This is a genomic window from Alkalidesulfovibrio alkalitolerans DSM 16529 (assembly GCF_000422245.1).
In the GTDB taxonomy this organism is placed as follows: Bacteria; Desulfobacterota; Desulfovibrionia; order Desulfovibrionales; family Desulfovibrionaceae; genus Alkalidesulfovibrio; species Alkalidesulfovibrio alkalitolerans.
Window position 1 is genome coordinate 25,685 of the sequence record NZ_ATHI01000004.1, and the last position, 19,903, is coordinate 45,587.

General features: G+C 65.3%; 14 protein-coding genes. All 14 read right to left on the minus strand.

What is annotated here, in order from left to right; translation table 11 throughout:
- Positions 1 to 29: 29 nt before the first annotated feature.
- A complete protein-coding gene (locus tag DSAT_RS02245; RefSeq protein WP_020885956.1) occupies positions 30 to 1,343 on the minus strand; it encodes a radical SAM/SPASM family putative metalloenzyme maturase in 1,314 nt (437 codons plus the stop codon).
- A gap of 119 nt (positions 1,344 to 1,462) precedes the next feature.
- Positions 1,463 to 2,488, minus strand: a complete 1,026-nt coding sequence (gene cydB / locus DSAT_RS02250) for a cytochrome d ubiquinol oxidase subunit II (RefSeq protein ID WP_020885957.1) — start codon at positions 2,486 to 2,488, stop codon at positions 1,463 to 1,465.
- A gap of 5 nt (positions 2,489 to 2,493) precedes the next feature.
- Positions 2,494 to 3,834 (minus strand): cytochrome ubiquinol oxidase subunit I, encoded by a 1,341-nt coding sequence (locus DSAT_RS02255; RefSeq protein ID WP_020885958.1) that lies wholly within the window; start codon positions 3,832 to 3,834, stop codon positions 2,494 to 2,496.
- A gap of 305 nt (positions 3,835 to 4,139) precedes the next feature.
- Positions 4,140 to 5,360 carry an FprA family A-type flavoprotein gene (locus tag DSAT_RS02260; RefSeq protein WP_020885959.1) on the minus strand — a complete coding sequence of 407 codons (1,221 nt, stop codon included), beginning with the start codon at positions 5,358 to 5,360 and terminating at the stop codon, positions 4,140 to 4,142.
- A gap of 128 nt (positions 5,361 to 5,488) precedes the next feature.
- Positions 5,489 to 5,647 (minus strand): rubredoxin, encoded by a 159-nt coding sequence (gene rd, locus DSAT_RS02265; protein WP_020885960.1) that lies wholly within the window; start codon positions 5,645 to 5,647, stop codon positions 5,489 to 5,491.
- Positions 5,648 to 5,823: 176 nt separating this feature from the next.
- Positions 5,824 to 6,207 (minus strand): desulfoferrodoxin, encoded by a 384-nt coding sequence (locus DSAT_RS02270; protein WP_020885961.1) that lies wholly within the window; start codon positions 6,205 to 6,207, stop codon positions 5,824 to 5,826.
- A 215-nt stretch (positions 6,208 to 6,422) separates the two neighbouring features.
- Positions 6,423 to 6,767: a PilZ domain-containing protein gene (locus DSAT_RS02275; protein ID WP_020885962.1), complete on the minus strand. Its 345-nt coding sequence runs from the start codon at positions 6,765 to 6,767 to the stop codon at positions 6,423 to 6,425.
- Positions 6,768 to 6,801: 34 nt separating this feature from the next.
- A complete protein-coding gene (locus DSAT_RS02280) occupies positions 6,802 to 8,802 on the minus strand; it encodes a methyl-accepting chemotaxis protein (RefSeq protein WP_020885963.1) in 2,001 nt (666 codons plus the stop codon).
- Between the two features lie 12 nt (positions 8,803 to 8,814).
- Positions 8,815 to 9,276: a cytochrome c family protein gene (locus DSAT_RS02285; RefSeq protein WP_020885964.1), complete on the minus strand. Its 462-nt coding sequence runs from the start codon at positions 9,274 to 9,276 to the stop codon at positions 8,815 to 8,817.
- Positions 9,277 to 9,466: 190 nt separating this feature from the next.
- Positions 9,467 to 12,445: an AIR synthase-related protein gene (locus DSAT_RS02290; RefSeq protein WP_020885965.1), complete on the minus strand. Its 2,979-nt coding sequence runs from the start codon at positions 12,443 to 12,445 to the stop codon at positions 9,467 to 9,469.
- A 332-nt stretch (positions 12,446 to 12,777) separates the two neighbouring features.
- Positions 12,778 to 15,249 (minus strand): HDOD domain-containing protein, encoded by a 2,472-nt coding sequence (locus tag DSAT_RS02295; RefSeq protein ID WP_020885966.1) that lies wholly within the window; start codon positions 15,247 to 15,249, stop codon positions 12,778 to 12,780.
- Positions 15,250 to 15,609: 360 nt separating this feature from the next.
- The gene (locus DSAT_RS02300) at positions 15,610 to 16,578 is read right to left on the minus strand and encodes a polyprenyl synthetase family protein (protein WP_020885967.1); all 969 of its coding nucleotides are present in this window, start codon (positions 16,576 to 16,578) and stop codon (positions 15,610 to 15,612) included.
- A gap of 53 nt (positions 16,579 to 16,631) precedes the next feature.
- Positions 16,632 to 17,417, minus strand: a complete 786-nt coding sequence (gene mqnB / locus DSAT_RS02305) for a futalosine hydrolase (RefSeq protein ID WP_020885968.1) — start codon at positions 17,415 to 17,417, stop codon at positions 16,632 to 16,634.
- A 10-nt stretch (positions 17,418 to 17,427) separates the two neighbouring features.
- Positions 17,428 to 19,458, minus strand: a complete 2,031-nt coding sequence (locus DSAT_RS02310) for a methyl-accepting chemotaxis protein (protein ID WP_020885969.1) — start codon at positions 19,456 to 19,458, stop codon at positions 17,428 to 17,430.
- Positions 19,459 to 19,903 lie beyond the last annotated feature (445 nt).

A 19,903-nucleotide genomic window follows, 5' to 3' on the forward strand; every position in this document is an offset into this window, starting at 1 on the left:
TGTGCCTCGGCGAACGGCGTGCGCCGTCTTCAACCCAGGCAGCGAAGACCGCCCTGGCTCCAGGGGCAGTGGCAGCAGGGCGCGATGGAGCCCTGGCAGTCGTGGACGAAAGGGATGTCGCCGTCCACGTCGGCGCATGGCTCCAGGTTGCAGGCGAAACAGTCCGCGAACATGCCTGCGGCGGCCTCCTCGCGGAAGCGGACGAAACCAGGCGCGTTCCAGATATCCAGAAAGCCCGTTTCCTCCAGGCGGCCGAAGACCGAGCGCGCCACGCGCTTGCGCTTGCCCAATGGGTGGCAGACGAGATCGCGGGCCGTGAACAGGCAGGGGCCCACGGCGCCGTCGGCCGTGACCACGGCCGCGCATCCCGCGATGAACTGGCACGAGGGTTTGGGCGCGGCAAAGAGCGGCGGCAGATCCAGGCGCACGCCAAGCGATCCGGCAAGCGCGGCAGCCTTGGCCAGGGCGCGGCGCGTCTCGGGAGACGGGGCGTGGTTGCCTGAGGCCAGGCGGGTCAGGTTCAGGGTCATCCCGCGTGCCTTGGCCTCGTCGAGAAGCCCGCGCGTCAGTTCGAGCAGTCGCAGGTCTTCGGCGGTCTTGGCGTATTTCCAGGGCAGGCCGTGGGCGCGGGAAAGGTCCAGGCCCTCGCGCGCGGCGCGCTCCCTCCAGGCGTCGTACAGTGCGCGGGCCTCCTCGGTGTCGGGGCAAAAGAGGCTTTCGGCCGCGTCCTCGGCCCGGTAGGGCAGCACGTGGCTGGCGAGCACGAAGGCCGCGCCGTGGCGCGCGGCGAAACGGATCACGCCGGGCAGCTCGGGCAGGGTGGAGCGCATGAGCACGAACTGGAGCCCGAATTCGAAGGGCGGCGCTTCGGCCGGGGTTTTCGGGACCAAGGCGCGGGCCTGGGCCAGGGCGTCGAGCCCGGCTTCTACCGCCGCCAGGAAGGGGCCGCCGTGCAGGGGATCGCGCGCGTCGGCAGATTCCCCCACAGTCTCAACGGACACGCAAAGCCGCGTCAGCCCAGCTTGGAGCAGGGCGCGCGCAACGTGGCGGTCCAGGAGCATGGCGTTGCTCTGAAAGCCGATTTGCGCATCGCGGGGCATGGCCTCGCGCGCCAGGGCGATCATCTCCGCCAGGTCGGGGTGCAAAAGCGGCTCGCCAAAGCCCGTGAGCACCAGGGAGCGCGCCCGGGCCAGGCCCGGCAGCACGCGGCGAAACAAGGAGAGCGGCAAATCCTCGTCGGGCACGCGGCAGCCCTCGGCTTGCTTGGGACACATGGCGCAGGCCAGGTTGCAGCGGGAGGTGGGCTCGACGTGCAGGGTCAGGGGAAGAGCGTGATGCGTCATCGGGTCCATCTAACAACGCGAGGCGAGGTTGAGAAGGGGCAGGGCATGTCAGGGGGATAAGAAAAGGGCGCGGCCGGTTCCGGCCGCGCCCTCGTGCGTGGGATGAAGGCCCTCTCGGGCTAGTACGCCTCGTCGTAGTCCAGGTCGTCCTGCGTCAGGCGCGTGGCGAAGGTCTTGTAGGTCCAGAACTGGTAGATCAGCACGATGGGCACGAACACGGCGGCCACGCCGAGCATGATGGTCATGTTCAGTTCGCTGGCCGAGGCGTTGCGCGTGGTCAGGCTGTAGGCCGCGTCGATGGACGAGGGGATGAGCGCCGGGAAAAGCCCCACGATGCCGAAGAAGGTGCAGCCCAGGATGGTCGCGGCCGAGGCGAAGAAGGCCTTCCACCACGCGCGCGCGCCGATGAAGACCCGCATGGAGACGAGCCCCGCCACGGCGACCAGCGGCACGAGCAGAAGCACCGGGTTTTCCAGGTAGTTGGCGTAGAGGTTCGTAGACACGGCGGTCATGACCAGGAACCCCAGGACTACAAAGACCAGCACGGGCCAAAGCACGGTGGCGGCCGTGCGCGCTCTGGCGTGCAGTTCGCCACCGCTGCGGATGCACAGCCAGATGGCGCCGTGCACCATGAAGAGCGTGAGGAAAAGCACGCCGCCAGCCAGGCCGTAGGGGTTCAAGAGGTCGAGGATACCCGCCCGGATGAAACCGTCCTCGGCCACGGGCAGCCCGGCGAAGATGTTGGCGAAGGCCACGCCGAGCAGGATGGCGGGGGCCGCGCTGCCCACGAACTGGCAGCCGTCCCAGAGCTTGCGCCAGCCCGGGCCGTCGAGCTTGCCCCGGAACTCGAAGCTCACGGCGCGCACGATGAGCGCGAAGAGCAGGAGCATGAGCGCGGTATAGAGGCCCGAGAACATGGCCGCGTAGACCTGCGGGAAGGCCGCGAAGGTCACGCCGCCGGCCGTGATCAGCCAGACCTCGTTGCCGTCCCAGAAGGGACCGGCGGCATTGAGGAGCGTGCGTTTCTCATCGTCACTCTTGGCCACGAAGGGCATGAGCGTGCCCGCGCCCAGATCGAAGCCGTCGAGCACGAAGTACATGGCCCACAGAAGACCCCACAGGAAGAACCAGATGTCGGCGAGCATGATCGTCACTCCTTGGCGTTGGCGGGCATGGCCGTCTTTTCGGGGGAATGGGGGCCTTTGGCCGCGTGGTAGGCGATGAGGTAGAACCCGGCCAGCCCGAGAACCGTGTACAGGGCGCACATGGTGATCAGGCTGAACCAGACCTGGCCGGGGTCGATGACGTGCGAGTGGGCCTCCGAGGTGCGCAGGAGACCGTAGACGATCCAGGGCTGGCGGCCCACCTCGGCCACGGCCCAGCCAGCCTGCAAGGCAAGGTAGGGCATGGGAATGGCCAGGATGGAGGCCTTCAGGAGCCACGGCTTGTCAGCGATGCTTTTGCGCCACCAGAAGGCCGCGGCCGCGAAGAGGATCATCAGCGTGCCAAGGCCCACCATGAGGCGGAAGGAAAGGAAGGTCAGCATCACGGGCGGCCTATCTTCCTTGGGGAAGTCGAGCAGTCCCTTGACCTCGGCCGAGGGATCGTTGAAGGCCAGGAGCGAAAGCAGGCTCGGGATGGTCAGGGCCTCCACCGCATTGCCCTCGTTGGCCTCGTCGGGGATGACCAGAAGGCTCATGCCCGCGTTCTTTTGCGTCACCCAGTGCGACTCCATGGCCGCAAGCTTGGCAGGCTGCAATACGGCCACCTGATTGCCGTGATGGTGGCCGTGGGCGGCCACGAAGACGGCCATGGCCAAGGCCAGAGGCGCGGCCATGCGGTAGGCGCTGGAGAAGAATTCCACGTTCTGCTTTTTGAGGAGATGCCAGGCCGAGACGCCCATGACGAACATGGCGCCGACCAGATAACAACCCGCCATGGTGTGCACGAACTGGTTCCAGGCGAAGGGGTTTGTGGCCACGGCCATGAAGTCGGCCAGTTCGGCGCGGTCGTTGCGCAGCACGTAGCCCATGGGGTTTTGCATGAATCCGTTGGCCAGGATGATCCACACGGCCGAGAGATTCGCGCCGAAGAAGATCAGCCAGGCCACGAACGCGTGCGCTTTCTTCGAAAGCTTTTTCCAGCCGAAGACCCACACGCCGATGAAGGTGGACTCGAGGAAGAAGGCCGCTGTGGCCTCGATGGCCAGGAGCGATCCGAAGATGTCGCCCACGAAGGCGGAGTAGCGCGCCCAGTTGGTGCCGAACTGGAACTCAAGGGTGATGCCCGTGACCACGCCCACGGCGAAGTTGATGAGGAATAGCTTGCCCCAGAACTTGGTCATGCGCAGCCACTTTTCGTCGCCGGTGCGCACCCATTTCGTCTCGAAGATGGCGATGAGCAGCGACAGGCCGATGGTCAGGGGAACGAAAAGGAAATGGAACATGGTGGCTGCAGCGAACTGAAGCCGCGAAAGAAGCAGTACGTCCATGGTGACCCTCTCCGAATGAATTTGCGACGGCATGAGGCGATTGTCATGGCACTAGCGCGCTGTCCGGGAAATGGCAACATCCGGGATGGATTGTATGCCTTCTTGAATACGCTTCCAGGACTCCGGGCTTATTGGACGGTGATGAAAAATCCTTTCGAGTCAAGGCGTTGAGGAGGCGCGAAGGATTTTTTCGAGGGATGAAAAAAAACGCGCGCGGGAAGAGATGTCTTCCCGCGCACGATCAACCCAGGCTGTTGGAAAAGCCCCATCTACGGCTTTGCCGCGAAAAGCTCAAATCCTCAAACTCAGCTGAAGGCTTCGATCTTGGTCTTGAGTTCGCGCGCAATGGCCCGGCCGTACTCGTGGCAGCGGGTGAACGTCTCGTGGTCCGGACGGTTCTGAACCTTTATGGGGTCGCCGCCGACCATCTCCACGCCGATCTTGTCCAGCCACTCGGCCAGAATCTTCACCGACTCGCCGCTCCAGCCAAAAGAGCCGAAGCAGCCGCCGACCTTGTTCAGGGGCCGAAGACCCTTGAAGTACTGCAGCACCCCGGCCATGGCGGGCAGGATGCCGTTGTTGTGGGTGGGGCAGCCCACGACCAGCGCGCCGGAGTCGAAAAGCTCGGTCATGATCGTGGAGTGGTGGTCGTTCTTGACGTTCATGACCTTCACGGGCACGCCCTCGGCCGCGATGCCCGAGGCCACGGCCTCGGCCATGTGCTCGGTGGAGTGCCACATGGTGTCGTAAATGACCAGGGCGCGCTTGGCAGGCTTGGCCGTGGCGAACTCGCGGTACCTCTCCAGCACCCAGGCGCAGTCCTGGCCGCGCCAGATCAGGCCATGGTCGGGCAGTATCATCTCGACGTCCAGGTTCAGCTTGGCCAGCGCGTCCAGGGTCTTGATGACGATGGGCGAGAAGGGCTGCACGATGTTCGCATAGTACTCCTTGAGCGCGCGCAGCAGTTTATCGCGGTCCACTTCGTCGGCAAAGCGTTCGGACGTGGCCATGTTCTGGCCGAAGGCGTCGGAGGAGAAGAGCATCTTCTCTTCGGGGATGTAGGTGGCCATGTTGTCGGGCCAGTGCAGCATGCGCGTCTCGATGAACTGCATGGTGCGCTTGCCGATGGAGGCCACGTGGCCGGTGGGGCAGATTTCAAGCGGCCAGTCGTCGTGGTGGTAGATGGAGCGGATGTTCTTGGCGCCCATGGGCGAGCAGAATATCTTCTCTGGCTTCATGCGCTCCACGGCCTCCACCAGGCAGCCCGCGTGGTCGGGCTCCAGGTGGTTGACCACGATGTAGTCCACGCGCGTGAGGTCGCCGCCCAGGAGCGAGGCCACGTTGCAGAACAACTCGTCCTTGTTTTCCTCCTCCACTGTGTCCAGGAGCGTGATCTTTTCATCCTTGACCAGGAAGGCGTTGTAGGTGGTGCCGAAGGGCGAGCGCGAGTAGCCGTGGAAATCGCGTGTGGCCCAGGCCACGGCGCCGACCCAGTGGATGTCGTCCGTGATGGGAAATGGTCTCATGCCGATCCTCGTGCGCCGTCGCGTGGGACGGCGAATTGATGGTGCTTCGTGTCTGGAAAACGACGGCCCTGGGGCCAGTGGCGAAAAAAGCGGCGGCCGAACGTCCCGGCCGCCGTATGTGCAAACGATCAGCCCTCGGGCGAGAACTCGCTTTTGTCGGCGCCGCAGACCGGACAGGTCCAGTCGTCGGGCACCTTGTCGAATTCTGTTCCCGGAGCGACGTTGTTGTCGGGGTCGCCTTCCTTGGGATCGTATACATATCCACAGATGTTGCAAACGTAGCGCATGATGGAGTCCTCCCCGATCATTGTTGGTCAGCAGGTGGTTACAAACTTCGTTTCACAGATCGTTCAAAAGCGTCAGGCGCAGGCGTACAAAACGTTCGTGTCCGACGCATAGCAGAGATGCGCGAGGATTTGAACCTTTGTGACACCGCAGCAGACGGTGATTTTTGAGCGGTCCGTCAACCCTCGGCCTTCCAGTGGCCGTGAATGTTGCAGTATTCGCGGGCGGTCACCTTGGCCGCCTGGAGACAGAACTCGGCCTCGGGCGCGTCGCCGGGCTTGAGGAACTTGTGGTAGCTCACGCCGTCTGCGACGAGTTCGATCCACTCGATATAGTGCTTCTCTTCCATGGGATGGGCCACGGCCCCGACCTTGACCTTGTAGCCGGTCGCGGTCTTCTCGATGACCGGGACGTGCTTTTCCTTGGCCGCGTCCACGGTGCCTTCCTTCATGTACTTCATGGGCTCGCCGCAGCAGACGAGTTCGCCCGCGCCGCCGTGCAGTACGGCGACGATGTTGCCACAGGCCTCGCACTTGTAGACTTCATACCTTTCAGCCGCCATATCGATGACCTCCTTGATGGTCGTTCCGGCAGGCGGTCGCGCAGACCGCCCAGGCCTTCTCCGCAGCGCGAGCGCCACGGACTAGGGCGCATCATACCCCATTTGGATTATTTTTCAACGCCGGAAAGACGATTGCCCGCGAGGTCGCGGGAACCGGGCGGGATGACAGCCACTTTGCGGGGAGGGGGAGCGCTCCCAGCGCCTCCCCCGACCGCTCATGTGGCGAGCATGCGCTGCAGTTCGCTGATGCCCACGTCGAGTTCGGGCACGAAGCACAGGCCCAACTCCGGGCCGTTCACCCAGCGCACCTCGCAGGTCAGCCCCTGAAGGCGGAAGTTTCGGACCGAGAGCCCGGAGTCGATGATCAGCCGCTGTCCCACGGCATAGGCCGCAGCGGAGCCTTCCAGGCGGCAGCGCGCGCCGCCCCGGCTGATGTCCACGAGTCGCGCCGGGTGCGGCGAGAGGGCGTCGCCGCGCAGGGTGCAGGAATGCTCGAAACCGAAGGCCTTGAGGTACAGCCGCGGATGTGCGCGGCGATCCTGGGATTCCTGGGACGACATGCGGGCCCCCTTTGCCGTTATCGAGGTGCTGATGTCAGTTCTTGAACTTCTCCACCAGGCCGCTCAGGTTCGCGGCCATGCGGGCCACGTCCTGGATGCGCGCGTTGGCTTCCTGAATCTGGCGCGAGATGTCCTGCGAGTTCGTGTTGATGGTCGTGACGTTGGTGTTGATCTCCTCGCTCGTGGCGGACTGCTGCTCCGAGGCCGTGGCGATGTTGCGCACCATGTCGGCGATGGCCTCGGATTGGCGGATGATCTCCATGAGTACGTTGCCGGACTCCTCGACCATGCCGGTGGCCTTCTCCACGCGCTCTCGCGTCAGGCCCATCTCGCTCACTGCCGCGCCGCTGACCTGCTGGATGTCGGCGATGACCTGGCCGACTTCCTTGGTCGCGGACATGGTCTTCTCGGCGAGCTTCCTGACCTCGTCCGCGACCACGGCGAAGCCCCGGCCCGCGTCGCCCGCGCGCGCGGCCTCGATGGCGGCGTTGAGCGCCAAAAGGTTCGTCTGGTCCGCGATGTCGGTGATGACCGAGAGCACCCGACCGATGTCCTCGGCCTTGGCCGCGAGGCTGTTCAGCGTCGTGGCCAGCTCACCCGCCGTGCGGGCCACCTCGCGCGTCGTGGCGACGGTCTCGGAGACCCGATTGCCGCCCGCTTGGGCCACGGAGTTGGCCTTTTCGGCCGCCTCGGCGGTCTGCCCGGCGTTTTGGGCCACTTCGAGCACGGTGGCGTTCATTTCTTCCATGGCCGTGGCCACCTGGGCGGTGCTGTCGGCCGTGCCGTCCACGCCGCGTGTGAGGTCGTCCATCTGGGTGGAGAGGACCGCGGAGGCGGATGTCAACTCGCGGGCCACGGTGGTCACCTGTTCCGCGACTTCCAGGAGGTTCTTGCGCTGGGCTTCGATGCGGCCCTTGTCCAGTTCCTCCTGCGTCAGGTCGATCATCACGCCGATGGCGCCCACGACCTTTCCGGCGGAATCGCGTAGCGGCGAGATTTCATAGTGCAGGGGGAAGGTCACGCCGTCGGCGCGGGCATAGCGGATCACGCCGTTGACCGAGCGGCCTTGGCCGAGCACTTCGGCCGTGCAGTCGTTCTCGCGGCCGAAGATGTCGGCGATGGTCTTGCCGAGCACCTTGTCCTCGGACTTGCCCAGGATGTTTCTAAGCGGCACGTTGGCCACGTCGAGGCGGCTGTCTTTGTCCGTGACGAAGAGCGGGATGATGATGCCGTCGAGGATGCCTTTGTTGTATTCGAGCTGATCCTTCATGCGCTGGATCATGGTCGTCAGGTAGGTGCACAGGTTCGAGAGCTCGTCCTTGCCGCCCACGTCGAAGCAGACGTCGAGTTCGCCCGCGCTGACCCGCTCAGAGAATTTGGCGATGACCTGGATGCGCCGTACCACGGCGTTGCGCATGAAGAGCAGCAACGCGCCGAGCAGGAGCACGAGTCCGGCCAGGGAGATCAGGCCGCTTTGCCGCTGTACCGAGGAGAGCGCGCCCATTTCCTCTTCAAGGTTCTGCAGGATGACCAAGGAGCCCAGGATCGGCTTGCTGCGGCCGTGGCAGTGGTAGCAGCGCGGCTCGTTGGGGATGGACTCGACCTCCATGAAATAGGGCTTGCCCTCGAAGTCGATGATCCTGCCGATGTTGACGATGTTTTCCAGACTCTCCTTCAGGGCTCTGGCGACGTTGCTGTTCTGGACCTCGGGCAGGTCGCGGCGGCGGAAATCCTCGCGCGTGCTGTAGGTCACGTTGCCGTCCCAGTTGGTCACGGAGATGGTCAGGTTGTCGAACTCCGAGGCCAGGATCTGGAACTGCCGCGTGGTTTCGGCGTCGTTGCCCTTGCGCATGGGCTCGTCGATGGCCATCTGCACGAGCTTGGCGGTGCGGGCCGCGCCGCGTTCGATCTCGTGCATGATGCCCTGGCGCTGCCAGTGCGAGTTGGCCAGGAAGAGGCCGGTGAAGGCCAGTATGGTCAGGGCCGAGGTGAGGACAAGTACTTTGGCGCCCAGGGAGCGTTGAATGAAATTCATCGTGCCGCCTCCCTAGTGCGCCCCGCCGTAGATCAGCGGCTTGAAGTTGAAGGCCTCGACGCGCTCGGCGTTGTGGCAGGATTCGCAGTCGCGCATGTGCATGCGGCGGGTGATGAGCCCCGGGTCGCCGAATTCGGCGTGCAGGCTGCCCGGGCCGTGGCAGACCTCGCATCCCGCGTCGGAGAGGTGAGGCGTTTTGTCGTAACTTTCGAAGCCGCCAGGCTGGCCGTAGCCCGTGGTGTGGCAGGCGTAGCACTCCTTGAGTTCCTCGGGAGTGAGGCCGCGGGCCATGACGGCCACGCTTCGCCACGATTTGGCCTTCTTGGAGTATTTTGTGAAGTTCTCGTGTTCCTGGGGATGACAGGCCCCGCAGGCCTCGGTTCCCACGTAGGTCGGCGTTTGGGCGCGGCAGTCCGCGCCGAGAACGAGGATGAGCACGGCGGACAAGGCGAGAGCCAAGACGCGGGTGTTCACGAAAACCCCCTCAGGCTGTGAGTTGAACAGCTATATGGTCCGGCTGAAAGATACCCTGTCCCTATACCCCTTTTTTCACATGGTCAAGCAGAGCGCCTAAGCCTCGTGGAAAACAAGAGGATACGCAGCGGTTCGTGTCGAAACGCGGCCAATCCGCGCTGAACGGACCGTCGCCGCCCCTGACTGCGGGCTACCAGGCGAGCGTGGCGCGAAACGCCTGGGCCAGATTCTCCACAGGCTCGGCGAGAAGCGTTTTGCCCGCATTCGCCAGGCGCAGTTCGCCGTGCGCGGCCGTCTGGCCTATGCATCCCAGGCGCTGGCCCGCGAAGGCGCGCTCGAAGTCCTTTGACTTGTCTTCGGGCACGGTGCACACGAGGCGGCTGTGGGATTCGGCGTAGAGAAGCGCCAGGGGATGCAAGCCGTCTCCTGCCAGGGGAACGGCCGAGAGGTCGATGTCCGCGCCCAGGCGGCCGCCGATTGCCATCTCGGCCAGGGCCACGCCAAGGCCGCCGTCCGAGCAGTCGTGGCAGGCGCTGACGAGCCCTGCCTGGGCCGCGGCGAAGAGCGCGCGGTAGCGGGCCTGGGCCGAGAGGGCCTCGACCTCGGGGGCGCGTCCGCCGCGAAGCGAGAGCTCCTGGGCCAGTTCCGTGCCGAAGAGTTCGTCGTGGGTCAGGCCCAGCAGGTAGACGCGCTCGCCCGGCCGCTTGAAGTCCGAGGTCAGGCAGCGCCGCACGTCGGGCACGATGCCCACCACGGAGAAGAGCACCGTGGGCGGAATGGATATCTTGGCCCCGCCGCCGGTGTAGTCGTTCTTCATGGAGTCCTTGCCCGAGATGCAGGGCACGCCGAAGGCCCGGCTGAAGTGGGCCAGGGCGCGGCAGGCGCGCACGAGCTGGGCCAGCTTGTATTCGCCGTCGGGCGTCTTTTCGGACTTGACCGGGTCGCACCAGCAGAAGTTGTCCACGCCCACCATCAGGTCCGGGTCCGCGCCCACGGCCACGGCGTTGCGCACGGCCTCGTCCATGGCCCCGGCCATCATCCAGTAGGTGTCGTAGTCGCTGAACTTGGGGCAGATGCCGTGCGACACGGCCAGTCCGCGCTCGATGCCGAGCACCGGCCGGATCACGCCCGCGTCGGCCGGGCCGTCGAGCTTCACGCCCACGAAGGGCTTGACCACGCTGCCGCCCTGGACCTCATGGTCGTACTGCCGCACCACGTATTCCTTGGAGCAGACGTTGAGGCGGCCGAGCATGGAGCGAAGCAGCGCGCCGTGGTCCGCGACTTCCGGCAGGGCGGGCATCTCCACGCGCGGGGCCTGCCATACGGCGGAAAGTTCCATCTGGGGCACGCCGTCGTGCAAAAACTCCATGTCCAAAAGGGCCACGGGCGTCTCGCCCCAGGTCACGTGGAAATAGCCGCTGTCCGTGAACTCGCCCAAGACCGAGGCCTCGACGCCCATCTCGTCCGCCAGGCGCAGGAACTCGTCCAGGGTCTTTGGCGGCACGGCCAGGGACATGCGCTCCTGGGCTTCGGAGAGGAGCACCTCCCAGGGCCTGAGGCCGGGGTACTTGAGCGGAGCCTTGGAGAGGTCCAGGCGCGCGCCGCCCGTGGCCTCGGCCATCTCGCCCACGGACGAGGACAGGCCGCCCGCGCCGTTGTCGGTGATGGCGCTGTAAAGGCCCAGGTCGCGGGCGCGCATGAGGAAGTCGTACATGCGGCGCTGGGTGATGGGGTCGCCGATCTGCACGGCCGTGGCGGGCGAGCCCTCGTGCAGTTCCTCTGAGGAAAAGGTCGCGCCGTGGATGCCGTCCTTGCCGATGCGGCCGCCGACCATGACCACGGCGTCGCCGGGCTTGTGGTATTTCTCGTAGGCCGGGCGGCCGTGCAGCATGGTGGGCATCAGGCCAAGCGTGCCGCAGTAGACCAGGGGCTTGCCCAGGAAGCGCTCGTCGAAGACGATGGAGCCGTTGACCGTGGGCACGCCGGACTTGTTGCCGCCGTGCTCCACGCCCTCGCGCACGCCTTCGAGCACCCGCCGCGGGTGCAGGAGCCTGGGCGGCAGTTCGCCTTCATGGAAGGGCGAGGCGAAGCAGAAGACGTCGGTGTTGCAGATGAGTTCCGCGCCCATGCCCGTGCCCATGGGATCGCGGTTCACGCCCACGATGCCGGTCAGCGCGCCGCCGTAGGGGTCCAGGGCCGAAGGGGAGTTGTGGGTCTCCATCTTCACGCAGGCGGCCGTGTCCTCGGTGAACCGGAAGACGCCCGCGTTGTCCTTGAAGACCGAGAGGCACAGGTCGTCCGCGCCCTTGGCCGCACGGATGTCGCGCGTGGAGCCCGCGATGCAGGTGGAAAAGAGGCTGTCCACGGTCTCGGACGCGCCAGTGTCCTCGTCGCGGTAGTCGATGCGGGCGTTGAAAATCTTGTGCTTGCAGTGCTCGGACCAGGTCTGGGCCAGGACCTCGACCTCGGCGTCGGTGGGTTTTTCGGGCAGGCCGTGCTCCTTGCGCGCGGCCGCGACCTCGGGACGCGCGTAATGGTCGCGGATGGCGTGCATCTCGTCCAGGCTCAGGGCCAGGGTGTTGGCGCGCGAGAAGGCCATCAACTCCTCGTCGCTCATGGCCGCGAGGTCCACGACCGCGACTTCCTCCACGGCCTTTGCCGCGACCTCCGCGCCGCGCGGCGCGATGTCCGCGCCCTCGGCCGCGCTCCTGATCTCGAAGCGCTGGATGAGTTCGTTGGCCAGCATGTCCGTGGCCAGATGGGTGGTCTGCTCGCGCGTGAGGCTCCCCTTCAGGAGATACTGCGTCGAGGTGTACACGGCCAGCTTCGCGGCCCGCTCGGGCGAAAGCCCCAGGACCACGGCCAGGGTCTCGCGCGCGGTGCGGCCCTCGTTGTCGGTCACGCCGGGCCGGAAGCCCACCTCGATCAGCCAGTCGAAATCGCGCGCCAGCGGCGCGAGGGAGACTTCGTGCAACACCGGGTCGTGCAGTGCGCCGCGCTCCATGGCGAGCGTGGCCTCCTCCCCGGAAAGCCCCTCCACGGTGAAGACCTTGACGATGCGCGCGGCCGCGACCGGCAGCTTGAGGGCGTTTCGCGCGGCCGCCGCGGCCTTCTGGCCCGGGGTGTCGATGACGTGGGCCTTCAGGCCGACATGGATGCGCACAAGCATGGCAGGGTCTCCTTGGGAATGGCGTCGCTGGGGGAGGGGATAGCAGAAGAGGCTCCGGTTTTGAAGAAGACAGACTGCTGAAAAAATCCCATCTGCTGCGTTGCCGCAAAAAGTTCAAACCCTCGCGTATTGCAAATACGCGTCGGTCTTGAACTTTTTGTGCGCCTTGCATCTGGGTCTTTTTGAGCAGTCTGAGAAAAGAGGTTTGTCAACAATATCAAGAGAAATCAGGCCTTGCCCCCAAGGCCCCATCCGCCGCGTTGCCGCCAAAAGTTCAAGCCCTCGCGTATTACGAACGCAAAGCAGAAGACTTTGCGCTCCCGCGGCGCGCTTCAGTCCGCGAGCGCGAGCCTGCGTCCACCCTCGGACTTGGCCTTGTAGGCCGCGCGGTCCGCGCGCAGCAGTAGACTTGCGGCCGTTTCGCCAGGCTTGAGCAGGGCCACACCGCCGGAAAAGCCCACGCGCCCCCCGAAGGCGTCGCGGACCATCTTGTCCAGGCGGCCCGCGAGTTGGGCGAGTTGCTTGGGCGTGATCTCGGTGAAGATCACGCCGAACTCGTCGCCGCCGTAGCGGCAGGGGAAGTCCATGCCCTTGCGCGTGCCCTGGCGCAGGATGTGCCCCATCTCGCGCAGGATGGCGTCGCCCGCCTGGTGCCCGTCGTTGTCGTTGATGGCTTTGAAGCCGTCGAGGTCCAAAAAGACGAGACCCATGGTGCGCGCGGTGCGATGCGCACGTTGCGTCTCGCGTTCGAGCACGGCCTGGAACTGGGTGTGGTTGAGCAGTCCGGTCAGGCCGTCGTACATGGCCTGGACCTTGAGCTTCTCTTCCAGGCGGCGCACGGCGGTCAGGTCGCGGCCGACCACGAGGTGGCTTCGCGCCTCCTCGCCGCCCAGGGGCGAGAAGACCAGCTCCAGCGCCAGCGGGTTCGGGTCGTCGGCCATGAGCATGGCCTCCACCGGCGCGTGCAGGTGCCCGAGCACCGAGGCGTCCCATTTGCCTGTGTAGGCTCCGGTGGGCTTGGAGATGGTGAAGAGGTTCTTGCCCGCGATTTTCTCGGAGAGGTGCGGCGAGGCGAACGTCACGGTTCCCCTGGCGTCCACCGTGAGCACCACGTCGCGCATGGAGGCGACGAGGGCCTCCATGAAGTTCAGCTCCTTGAGGGCCTGCATCTCCAGCTCCGATATTTCGGTCACGTCCTCCAGCAAAAAGACGATCTCGGCCTCGCGGGGCGTGCGCACCTTGTGTGCCGAGAGATAGAGACAGCGGTGCCGCACTGCGCCCTGGGGCAGGGTGGCGCAGAAGATGCGCGAAATGGTCTGGCGATCGCTGGCGGGAAATTCCATCCAGCCGGGCTCGTTGCCCACGCCCAGGGCCTCGTGGAGCAGATCGGAGACGGCCGTGCCCTTGCCCGCCGGAATCGGCGCCAGGATCTCACGGAAGCGCGCGTTGCAGCCAAGCAGCCTGCCCCGGTTGTCCGCGTGGGCCACGCCCAGGGGAAGCTGGTCGAGCAGCAGGGCCTTTCGTTCGAGCACGGCCTTGCGTCCGAGGTAGTTGTCGAAGGCCTTGGAGAGGAAGCGCAGGTAGAGCGCGAAGCCCGAGGCGTCGGCGCGCGGCTTTGCATCCCGTGCGATGCGCAGGCCTCCTATCTCGCGGCCGTCCGCGAGGAGGCGGTGGATATCGCCGCCGAGGTCCCAGACCACGGGCTTGTCCAGCGTCAGTCCGTGGGCCGCGCTGACGAGCATGCCGTCGCGGAAGGTGAACAGGCTGCGCGTCTCGCCTTCGGGCGCGAGCAGCCAGATGTCGGCGTCGGAAAGACCGAAGGCCAGGCGCAGGTGGCGAAAGATGCTCACGGCCACGGCCTTCAGGCCGCCATCGGCGAGCTGTATCTCAACGGCCAGGAAATAGGCCCGCTGCATCTCCTGCAACGAATTCTGGTAGTGGCGCTCGTCGGGCGGGGCCTCGCCAATGCCAAGTGTGGAGAGCATGGAACGGAAACGTTCCACGCAGCGTCGGCGCAGGGTCTCGATCTCGGCGTCGCTCATTTCCAGATGCGTGCGCAGGGTGAGTTCGAAATGCAAAAGGGCGAGCGGGTCGGGCCGTGCGCCGTGCTCGAGTTCTGACCAGCGCGTGGCCAGGATGATGGACTGGCAATAGGGATCGTGCTCGTCGAGGCGGTCGATGTCGTGATGGTGGCGGATGCCGTCGCACAATTCCAGGGGGATGTTGAGCTGCGCCAGGAGGAGTTGCGTGAGCGCGCCGTGCGGCATGCCGAGCACCCGCTCCTCCTCGTCGGGCCTTTCGGTCAGGAGGCAGTACTCGCCCCTGGGCTCGAAGCGCTCGGGCCAGGCGCAGCGAAGAAGCATGAGGGAGAGGTCCTTGAACATGGCGCACAGATAGGCCCGAGTAGCTTCCCTCGGCGCCAGACGCTCGCAGATCAGTTCAGCGGCGATGGCCGCCCAGACGAGCACGCGCCAGGAAACGTAAAGCTCGCTGTTCGCGTCCTTCTGGGGGCGCTTGGGCATCAGGGCCTTTTGGAAGGAGATGGTCAGGGCGAGCTTGAGCAATTCCTGCGTGCCCAGGACCACGGCGGCGCGCTTTAGGTCCGTGCAGCGTTGCGAAACGCCGTAGTAGGGGGAGTTGACGAGCGAGAGGACCATGGCCGAAAGCGCAGGGTCCATGCCGAGGGTCTCGGCGATGGCCTCGAATTCGGGCTGCTCCTTGACCACCTCACGGATGAGCCGGGAGGTGACCGGCGTGAAGGTGGCCTTCAGGCATTCATTCAGCGAGGCGATGACGTCGCTCATCGGTCAGCCTGCCTGCCCCGCGCGCCGCGCGGGGGATGAATAAGGATGAGGTCGCGTTGCGCCGTGCCCACCATGATTGCGACATAACACAAAAAACATGGGCCGCCCATGGGGTGGCGGGAAAAAAACTCCGTTCACGCTACGCCACGCGCAACACGAGAAGGGGATCGGCGCTTTTGAGGAAATGCCGCAGGTGCGTCTTTTCAGCCATCTGACGATGACATCCATCACGCAGGCCGCTCAAAAGGCGTCGGATGCAAGGAGCGAGAACTGGTCAAGGCCGATGCGTATTCCATATACGCGAGGGTTTGACCGGTTCGAGGCAACGCCGCAGACGGCGTCTTTTCAGTGGCCTGCGGGTTATTTTTTGCGGGCGAGGACGTAGTGCAGGGACTGCGCCAGGACGTCGGCGGCCCAGCCCTTGGGCAGGCCGTCCAGGGCCTCGCGGGCCTTGTCCACGTAGTCGGCGGCGCGCTGCCGCGTGGCCTCGGCGAAGCCTTCGTCTCGGATGCGCGAGACGAGACCTTCGATCTCGGCCTCGGACAGGGCGTTGCCTTTGATGCGGAGACGCAGGGCGTCGCGCTCGGACTGGGGCAGCGATTCGAGCAGCAACAGCAGGGGCAGCGTGAGCTTGCCTTCCCTGAGGTCGGACCCGGCGGGCTTGCCGCTGATCTCGGAAGGCGAGGTGTAGTCCAGGGCGTCGTCCACGAGTTGGAAGGCGATGCCCAAGTTCAGGCCAAAGCTTTCGGCGCGCGCCTCGGCGGCCGCTGAAGCGTCGGCCAGGATGGCTCCGGAACTCGACGATGCCTGGATGAGGTAGGCGGTCTTGCCGGTGATGATCTCCATGTAGCCTGCGTCGTCGAGATCGTGCTCACGCGCGGCCGCGATCTCCTGGATCTCGCCCACCGCAGTGCGCAAGACCGCTTCGGAGAGCACGACCACGAGGCGCGGCAGGCCGTATTCGGCCACCAGCCGGTTGGCCAGGGCCAGCAGCGCGTCGCCCGCGAGGATGGCCTCGGAACGCGAGAAGGCGATGTGGGCCGCCTCCTTGCCACGCCGCAAGTTCGCGCCGTCCAGGATGTCGTCGTGCAAAAGCGTGGCCGAGTGCAGCATCTCCAGGGACGCCGCCAGGGGGTAGACGTTCTCGCCCTGGTGTCCCAGCAGGCGGGCCATGAGCACGCAGAGCATGGGACGGAAGCGTTTGCCGCCCGCACCAAGGACGTGAGCCGCCACCGGCCGGACGAGCGGATGGAGGCGGTCGGTCTCCTGGCGGAGGAAGGTCTCTATGCCCGCGAGTTCACGGGCCAAAAGGTCGGCGTGGGGGGTCATGTCGCGCGGAATCCTAGCCGAGAGGCCGCCGCCGGGCAAGCGAAAAACGCACGTCAGGAGGCATGGTCAGCCGCCGGTCCGGCGAACAGGCGATCGCAGGCCACGGCCAGGGCGTCAAGCGCGCCGTCAAGGTCCCAGTCGTGGGCCGCGCGCGAGCCCACGAGGTTCGAGACGGTGCGCACCTCCAGGAAGGGAACGCCCGCCTGCGCGGCAGCGTAGGCCAGGGCGAAGCCTTCCATGGATTCGAGGATTGCGCCGTGGCGGGCCATGGCAGTGGCGCGGGCGGACGTGCCGCTGGCCGCAGAGACCGTGAGCCCGCACAGGCGCGGCCAGTCGTCCGGCACGGACAACGCCAGCCGCTCGCTCGCGGCGTCTGGATCGAGGCCCAGGCGGTCGAAGACGGGCTGGCCACCAAGAAATCCCTGGGGCAGGCCGATGCCGCGCGGATCGACGCCGTTCTCGCCGAAGAGTCCGTAGTCGGCGAAGACCGCCTGGTTGAGCACGGCTGCGTCGCCGATGGACGCGACGCGCGGATCGAAGGTTCCTGCCACTCCCAGGCACAGGACGCCCGAGGGGTTCTCGCGGCCAAGGGCCAGTCCGAGGTGCGCGGCCGCGCTCACCGGCCCCACGCCCGTAACCAGGAGCAGGCACTCCCGCCCGTGGACCGGGGCCAGGACAACCTCGCCCTGTCCGGGCGCGGCAGTAGCGTCGCCAAGGCGCAGGGCGGCCGCCATCTCGCGCCGAGTGGCGCAGGCCACGAGCAGGGGCGCTTCGTCGTGTCGGAAACGTGCGGCCGGATCGCTCCGGCCGCACGCCTGGGGTCGGGATGCGGGCGTCACGGGCCCGACATTACTCCTGCGTCTTCAGTTCGTGAACAAGTTTTTGCAGTTCCTGGGACTGGCGGGCCAGTTCGGTGATCGCCGAGGCCGCCTCGGCCATGACCTGCGAGGTTTCCATGGATATCTGGCTGATCTCGTCCACGGAACGGTTGATCTCCTCGGATGTCGCGGACTGCTGTTCGGCGGCGGCCGCGATGGACGAGACTTGGCCCGAGGTGTTGCCGACGATGCCAACGATTTCCGCGAGGGCCTTGCCGGATTGTTCGGCCAGGGCCGTGGATTCGCCTACGGACTTGGCTGCGGCGTGAGTGGCCTCCACGCTCGATCGCGCGTCACGCTGAATGGAGGAGATGGCTTGGCCGACCTCCTTGGTGGCGTTCATGGTCTTCTCGGCGAGCTTGCGCACCTCGTCCGCGACCACGGCGAAGCCCCGTCCCGCATCGCCCGCGCGTGCGGCCTCGATGGCGGCATTGAGCGCCAGGAGGTTGGTCTGGTCCGCTATGTCCTCGATGACCGTGATGATCTGGCCGATGCTCTCGGCCTGGCGGCCCAGGCTCTCCATGGTCGTCTGCAGGGCCTCGGTCTGCGTCTTCAGTCCGCCGATGGCCGAGATGACCTGCCCCACGGAGCGTTCGCCCTGGTTGGCCTGCGCCTTGGCCTTGTCGGCGTCCACGGCCGATTGCGAAGCGTTGCGCGCGACTTCCATGACCGTGGCGTTCATTTCTTCCATGGCCGTGGCCGTCTCGGCCACGCGGGCGTTTTGCCGCTCCGAGCCTCGCGCAGCCTGCTCCACCTGGCGGGAAAGCTCCTCGGAAGCCGAGGTCATGCGTTCGACCACGACCTCGATGTGCCCGGCCGCCTGGAGCATGCCCTCTCGTTTGGCTTGTTCGGCCTTGCGCTTGGCTTCTTCGGCCTCGTCCGAGGCCTTTTTACACAGCGTGGCCTGCTCTTCGGCCTCGCGTGTCTTGGCTTCGGCCGTGGCGATCATCTCGCGCAGGCTTTTGACCATGGCGTTCAGCGAGGCCGCGAGCACGCCGATTTCGTCCTTGTTGGCGATGGTCAGCGTTCCGTCGAGTTTGCCGCCTGCGATGTCCGAGGCGAATTCAGAGGCGCGGCGTACGGGGTTGGCCAGGGAGCGGGCGAAGATCACGGCCAGCACGGCTACGATCAGGGTGATGATGCCGGAGACGACGAGGATGGCGTTGACGATTTCGCGCTGTGTTTGCTCCACGATTTCGCGTGGCGCGCCAATGAAGAGCATGCCGCTGGTCTTGCCGTCGGCGGAGACGATGGGCCAGTAGGCTGTGTCGTACATCCGGCCCAGGATCAGGTTCTGGGCGATGAACTCGCGCGAGTTTCTGAGCACGGTCTCGATGACCGCGGGGTTGTCCATCTTTGTGCCGACGGCGCGCTGCCCCTGGCGCATGATGGTCGTGGCCACGCGCATATCGTTGTCGAAGATGGTGCACTCAACGCCGATGCGCGACTTGATGCTGTCCACGAAGCTCATGGAGCCGAGGTCCACGCCCGGGGTGACGACGCCCACGACCCGCCCCGCGAGGACGATCGGTTGTCCGGCGCGCAGCGAGAACTTGATCACGGTGCCGGGTTCGATGCCCACGGATGCCTCGCCGCGCAGGGCTTTTTGCACGTTGATCTGGTTCGCGACCGAATCCCCGGTCCTGTCGGAGTGGCCGCGCGCGAGGACCGTTCCCCGTGCGTCGGAGATGGTGACGAACTCGATCGCCGAATTCTTCATCATGCCTTTGGCGACGGAAGCAAGAAAGGCGGAGTCTCCCTCGGCCGCAGCCTGCGCCACTGCCGGGTTTTCGGCCACCAGTCTGGCGGAGAGGGAAAGCATTTCGCCGATGTCTTTGATCTCGGCGTCCACGCTTTGCCGGAAGTTCCGGATCTGCACCAGGGACTGTTCGTCGAAGCCCTGGCTCACGAAATGGTTGACGCTGTAGGTTATGCTCGCGGTGAGCACCGCGATGACAATGAGGATGAACGATAGGACCTTCCAAAAGATTGAGAGCTTCATCTCGCAGACCCCCTGTGATGCGCTCCGGCTACGCGTTTACCCTACCATTCGCGCCAACATGGCAAAAAGACAGGATTTTGGGAAGCAGGGCTGTGGTCGATTTCGTTATCAGTCGGGCGCGCGATCAATGGTTCACGAGATTTGTTTGAAGACTGGCGTACTTTGTGATATCATTGAATATATAGGATATTTTTGAGAAAAAATGAATGCTGGCGTGCCGTTCTCACGCGGTTTGTCGACCAATGTAGTATGATTTCATGAAAAACATAAGGAATATCGGAGTGTTGCACTTTTGCGTCGAAAAGGTGGCGGAGTCTGGTGTATTTAATTGCATAAATTTACAGATTAATTTGAATGATTGGTTATTGTTTGTGTGACAAATTGATTGCCCGTATCCGGAAACGGCATTCTTCCTGTTTCGTCCCTTGTGTTTGCGGTGATGGGG

Excerpts from the sequence above, each read along its gene's own strand:
- DSAT_RS02310 (WP_020885969.1), bottom strand. The coding sequence starts at position 19,458 with ATGAAGCTCTCAATCTTTTGGAAGGTCCTATCGTTCATCCTCATTGTC.
- DSAT_RS02280 (WP_020885963.1), bottom strand. The coding sequence starts at position 8,802 with ATGAATTTCATTCAACGCTCCCTGGGCGCCAAAGTACTTGTCCTCACC.
- DSAT_RS02245 (WP_020885956.1), bottom strand. The coding sequence starts at position 1,343 with ATGACGCATCACGCTCTTCCCCTGACCCTGCACGTCGAGCCCACCTCC.
- DSAT_RS02295 (WP_020885966.1), bottom strand. The coding sequence starts at position 15,249 with ATGAGCGACGTCATCGCCTCGCTGAATGAATGCCTGAAGGCCACCTTC.
- DSAT_RS02255 (WP_020885958.1), bottom strand. The coding sequence starts at position 3,834 with ATGGACGTACTGCTTCTTTCGCGGCTTCAGTTCGCTGCAGCCACCATG.
- rd (WP_020885960.1), bottom strand. The coding sequence starts at position 5,647 with ATGCGCTACGTTTGCAACATCTGTGGATATGTATACGATCCCAAGGAA.
- DSAT_RS02290 (WP_020885965.1), bottom strand. The coding sequence starts at position 12,445 with ATGCTTGTGCGCATCCATGTCGGCCTGAAGGCCCACGTCATCGACACC.
- DSAT_RS02275 (WP_020885962.1), bottom strand. The coding sequence starts at position 6,767 with ATGTCGTCCCAGGAATCCCAGGATCGCCGCGCACATCCGCGGCTGTAC.
- DSAT_RS02270 (WP_020885961.1), bottom strand. The coding sequence starts at position 6,207 with ATGGCGGCTGAAAGGTATGAAGTCTACAAGTGCGAGGCCTGTGGCAAC.
- cydB (WP_020885957.1), bottom strand. The coding sequence starts at position 2,488 with ATGCTCGCCGACATCTGGTTCTTCCTGTGGGGTCTTCTGTGGGCCATG.
- DSAT_RS02300 (WP_020885967.1), bottom strand. The coding sequence starts at position 16,578 with ATGACCCCCCACGCCGACCTTTTGGCCCGTGAACTCGCGGGCATAGAG.
- DSAT_RS02260 (WP_020885959.1), bottom strand. The coding sequence starts at position 5,360 with ATGAGACCATTTCCCATCACGGACGACATCCACTGGGTCGGCGCCGTG.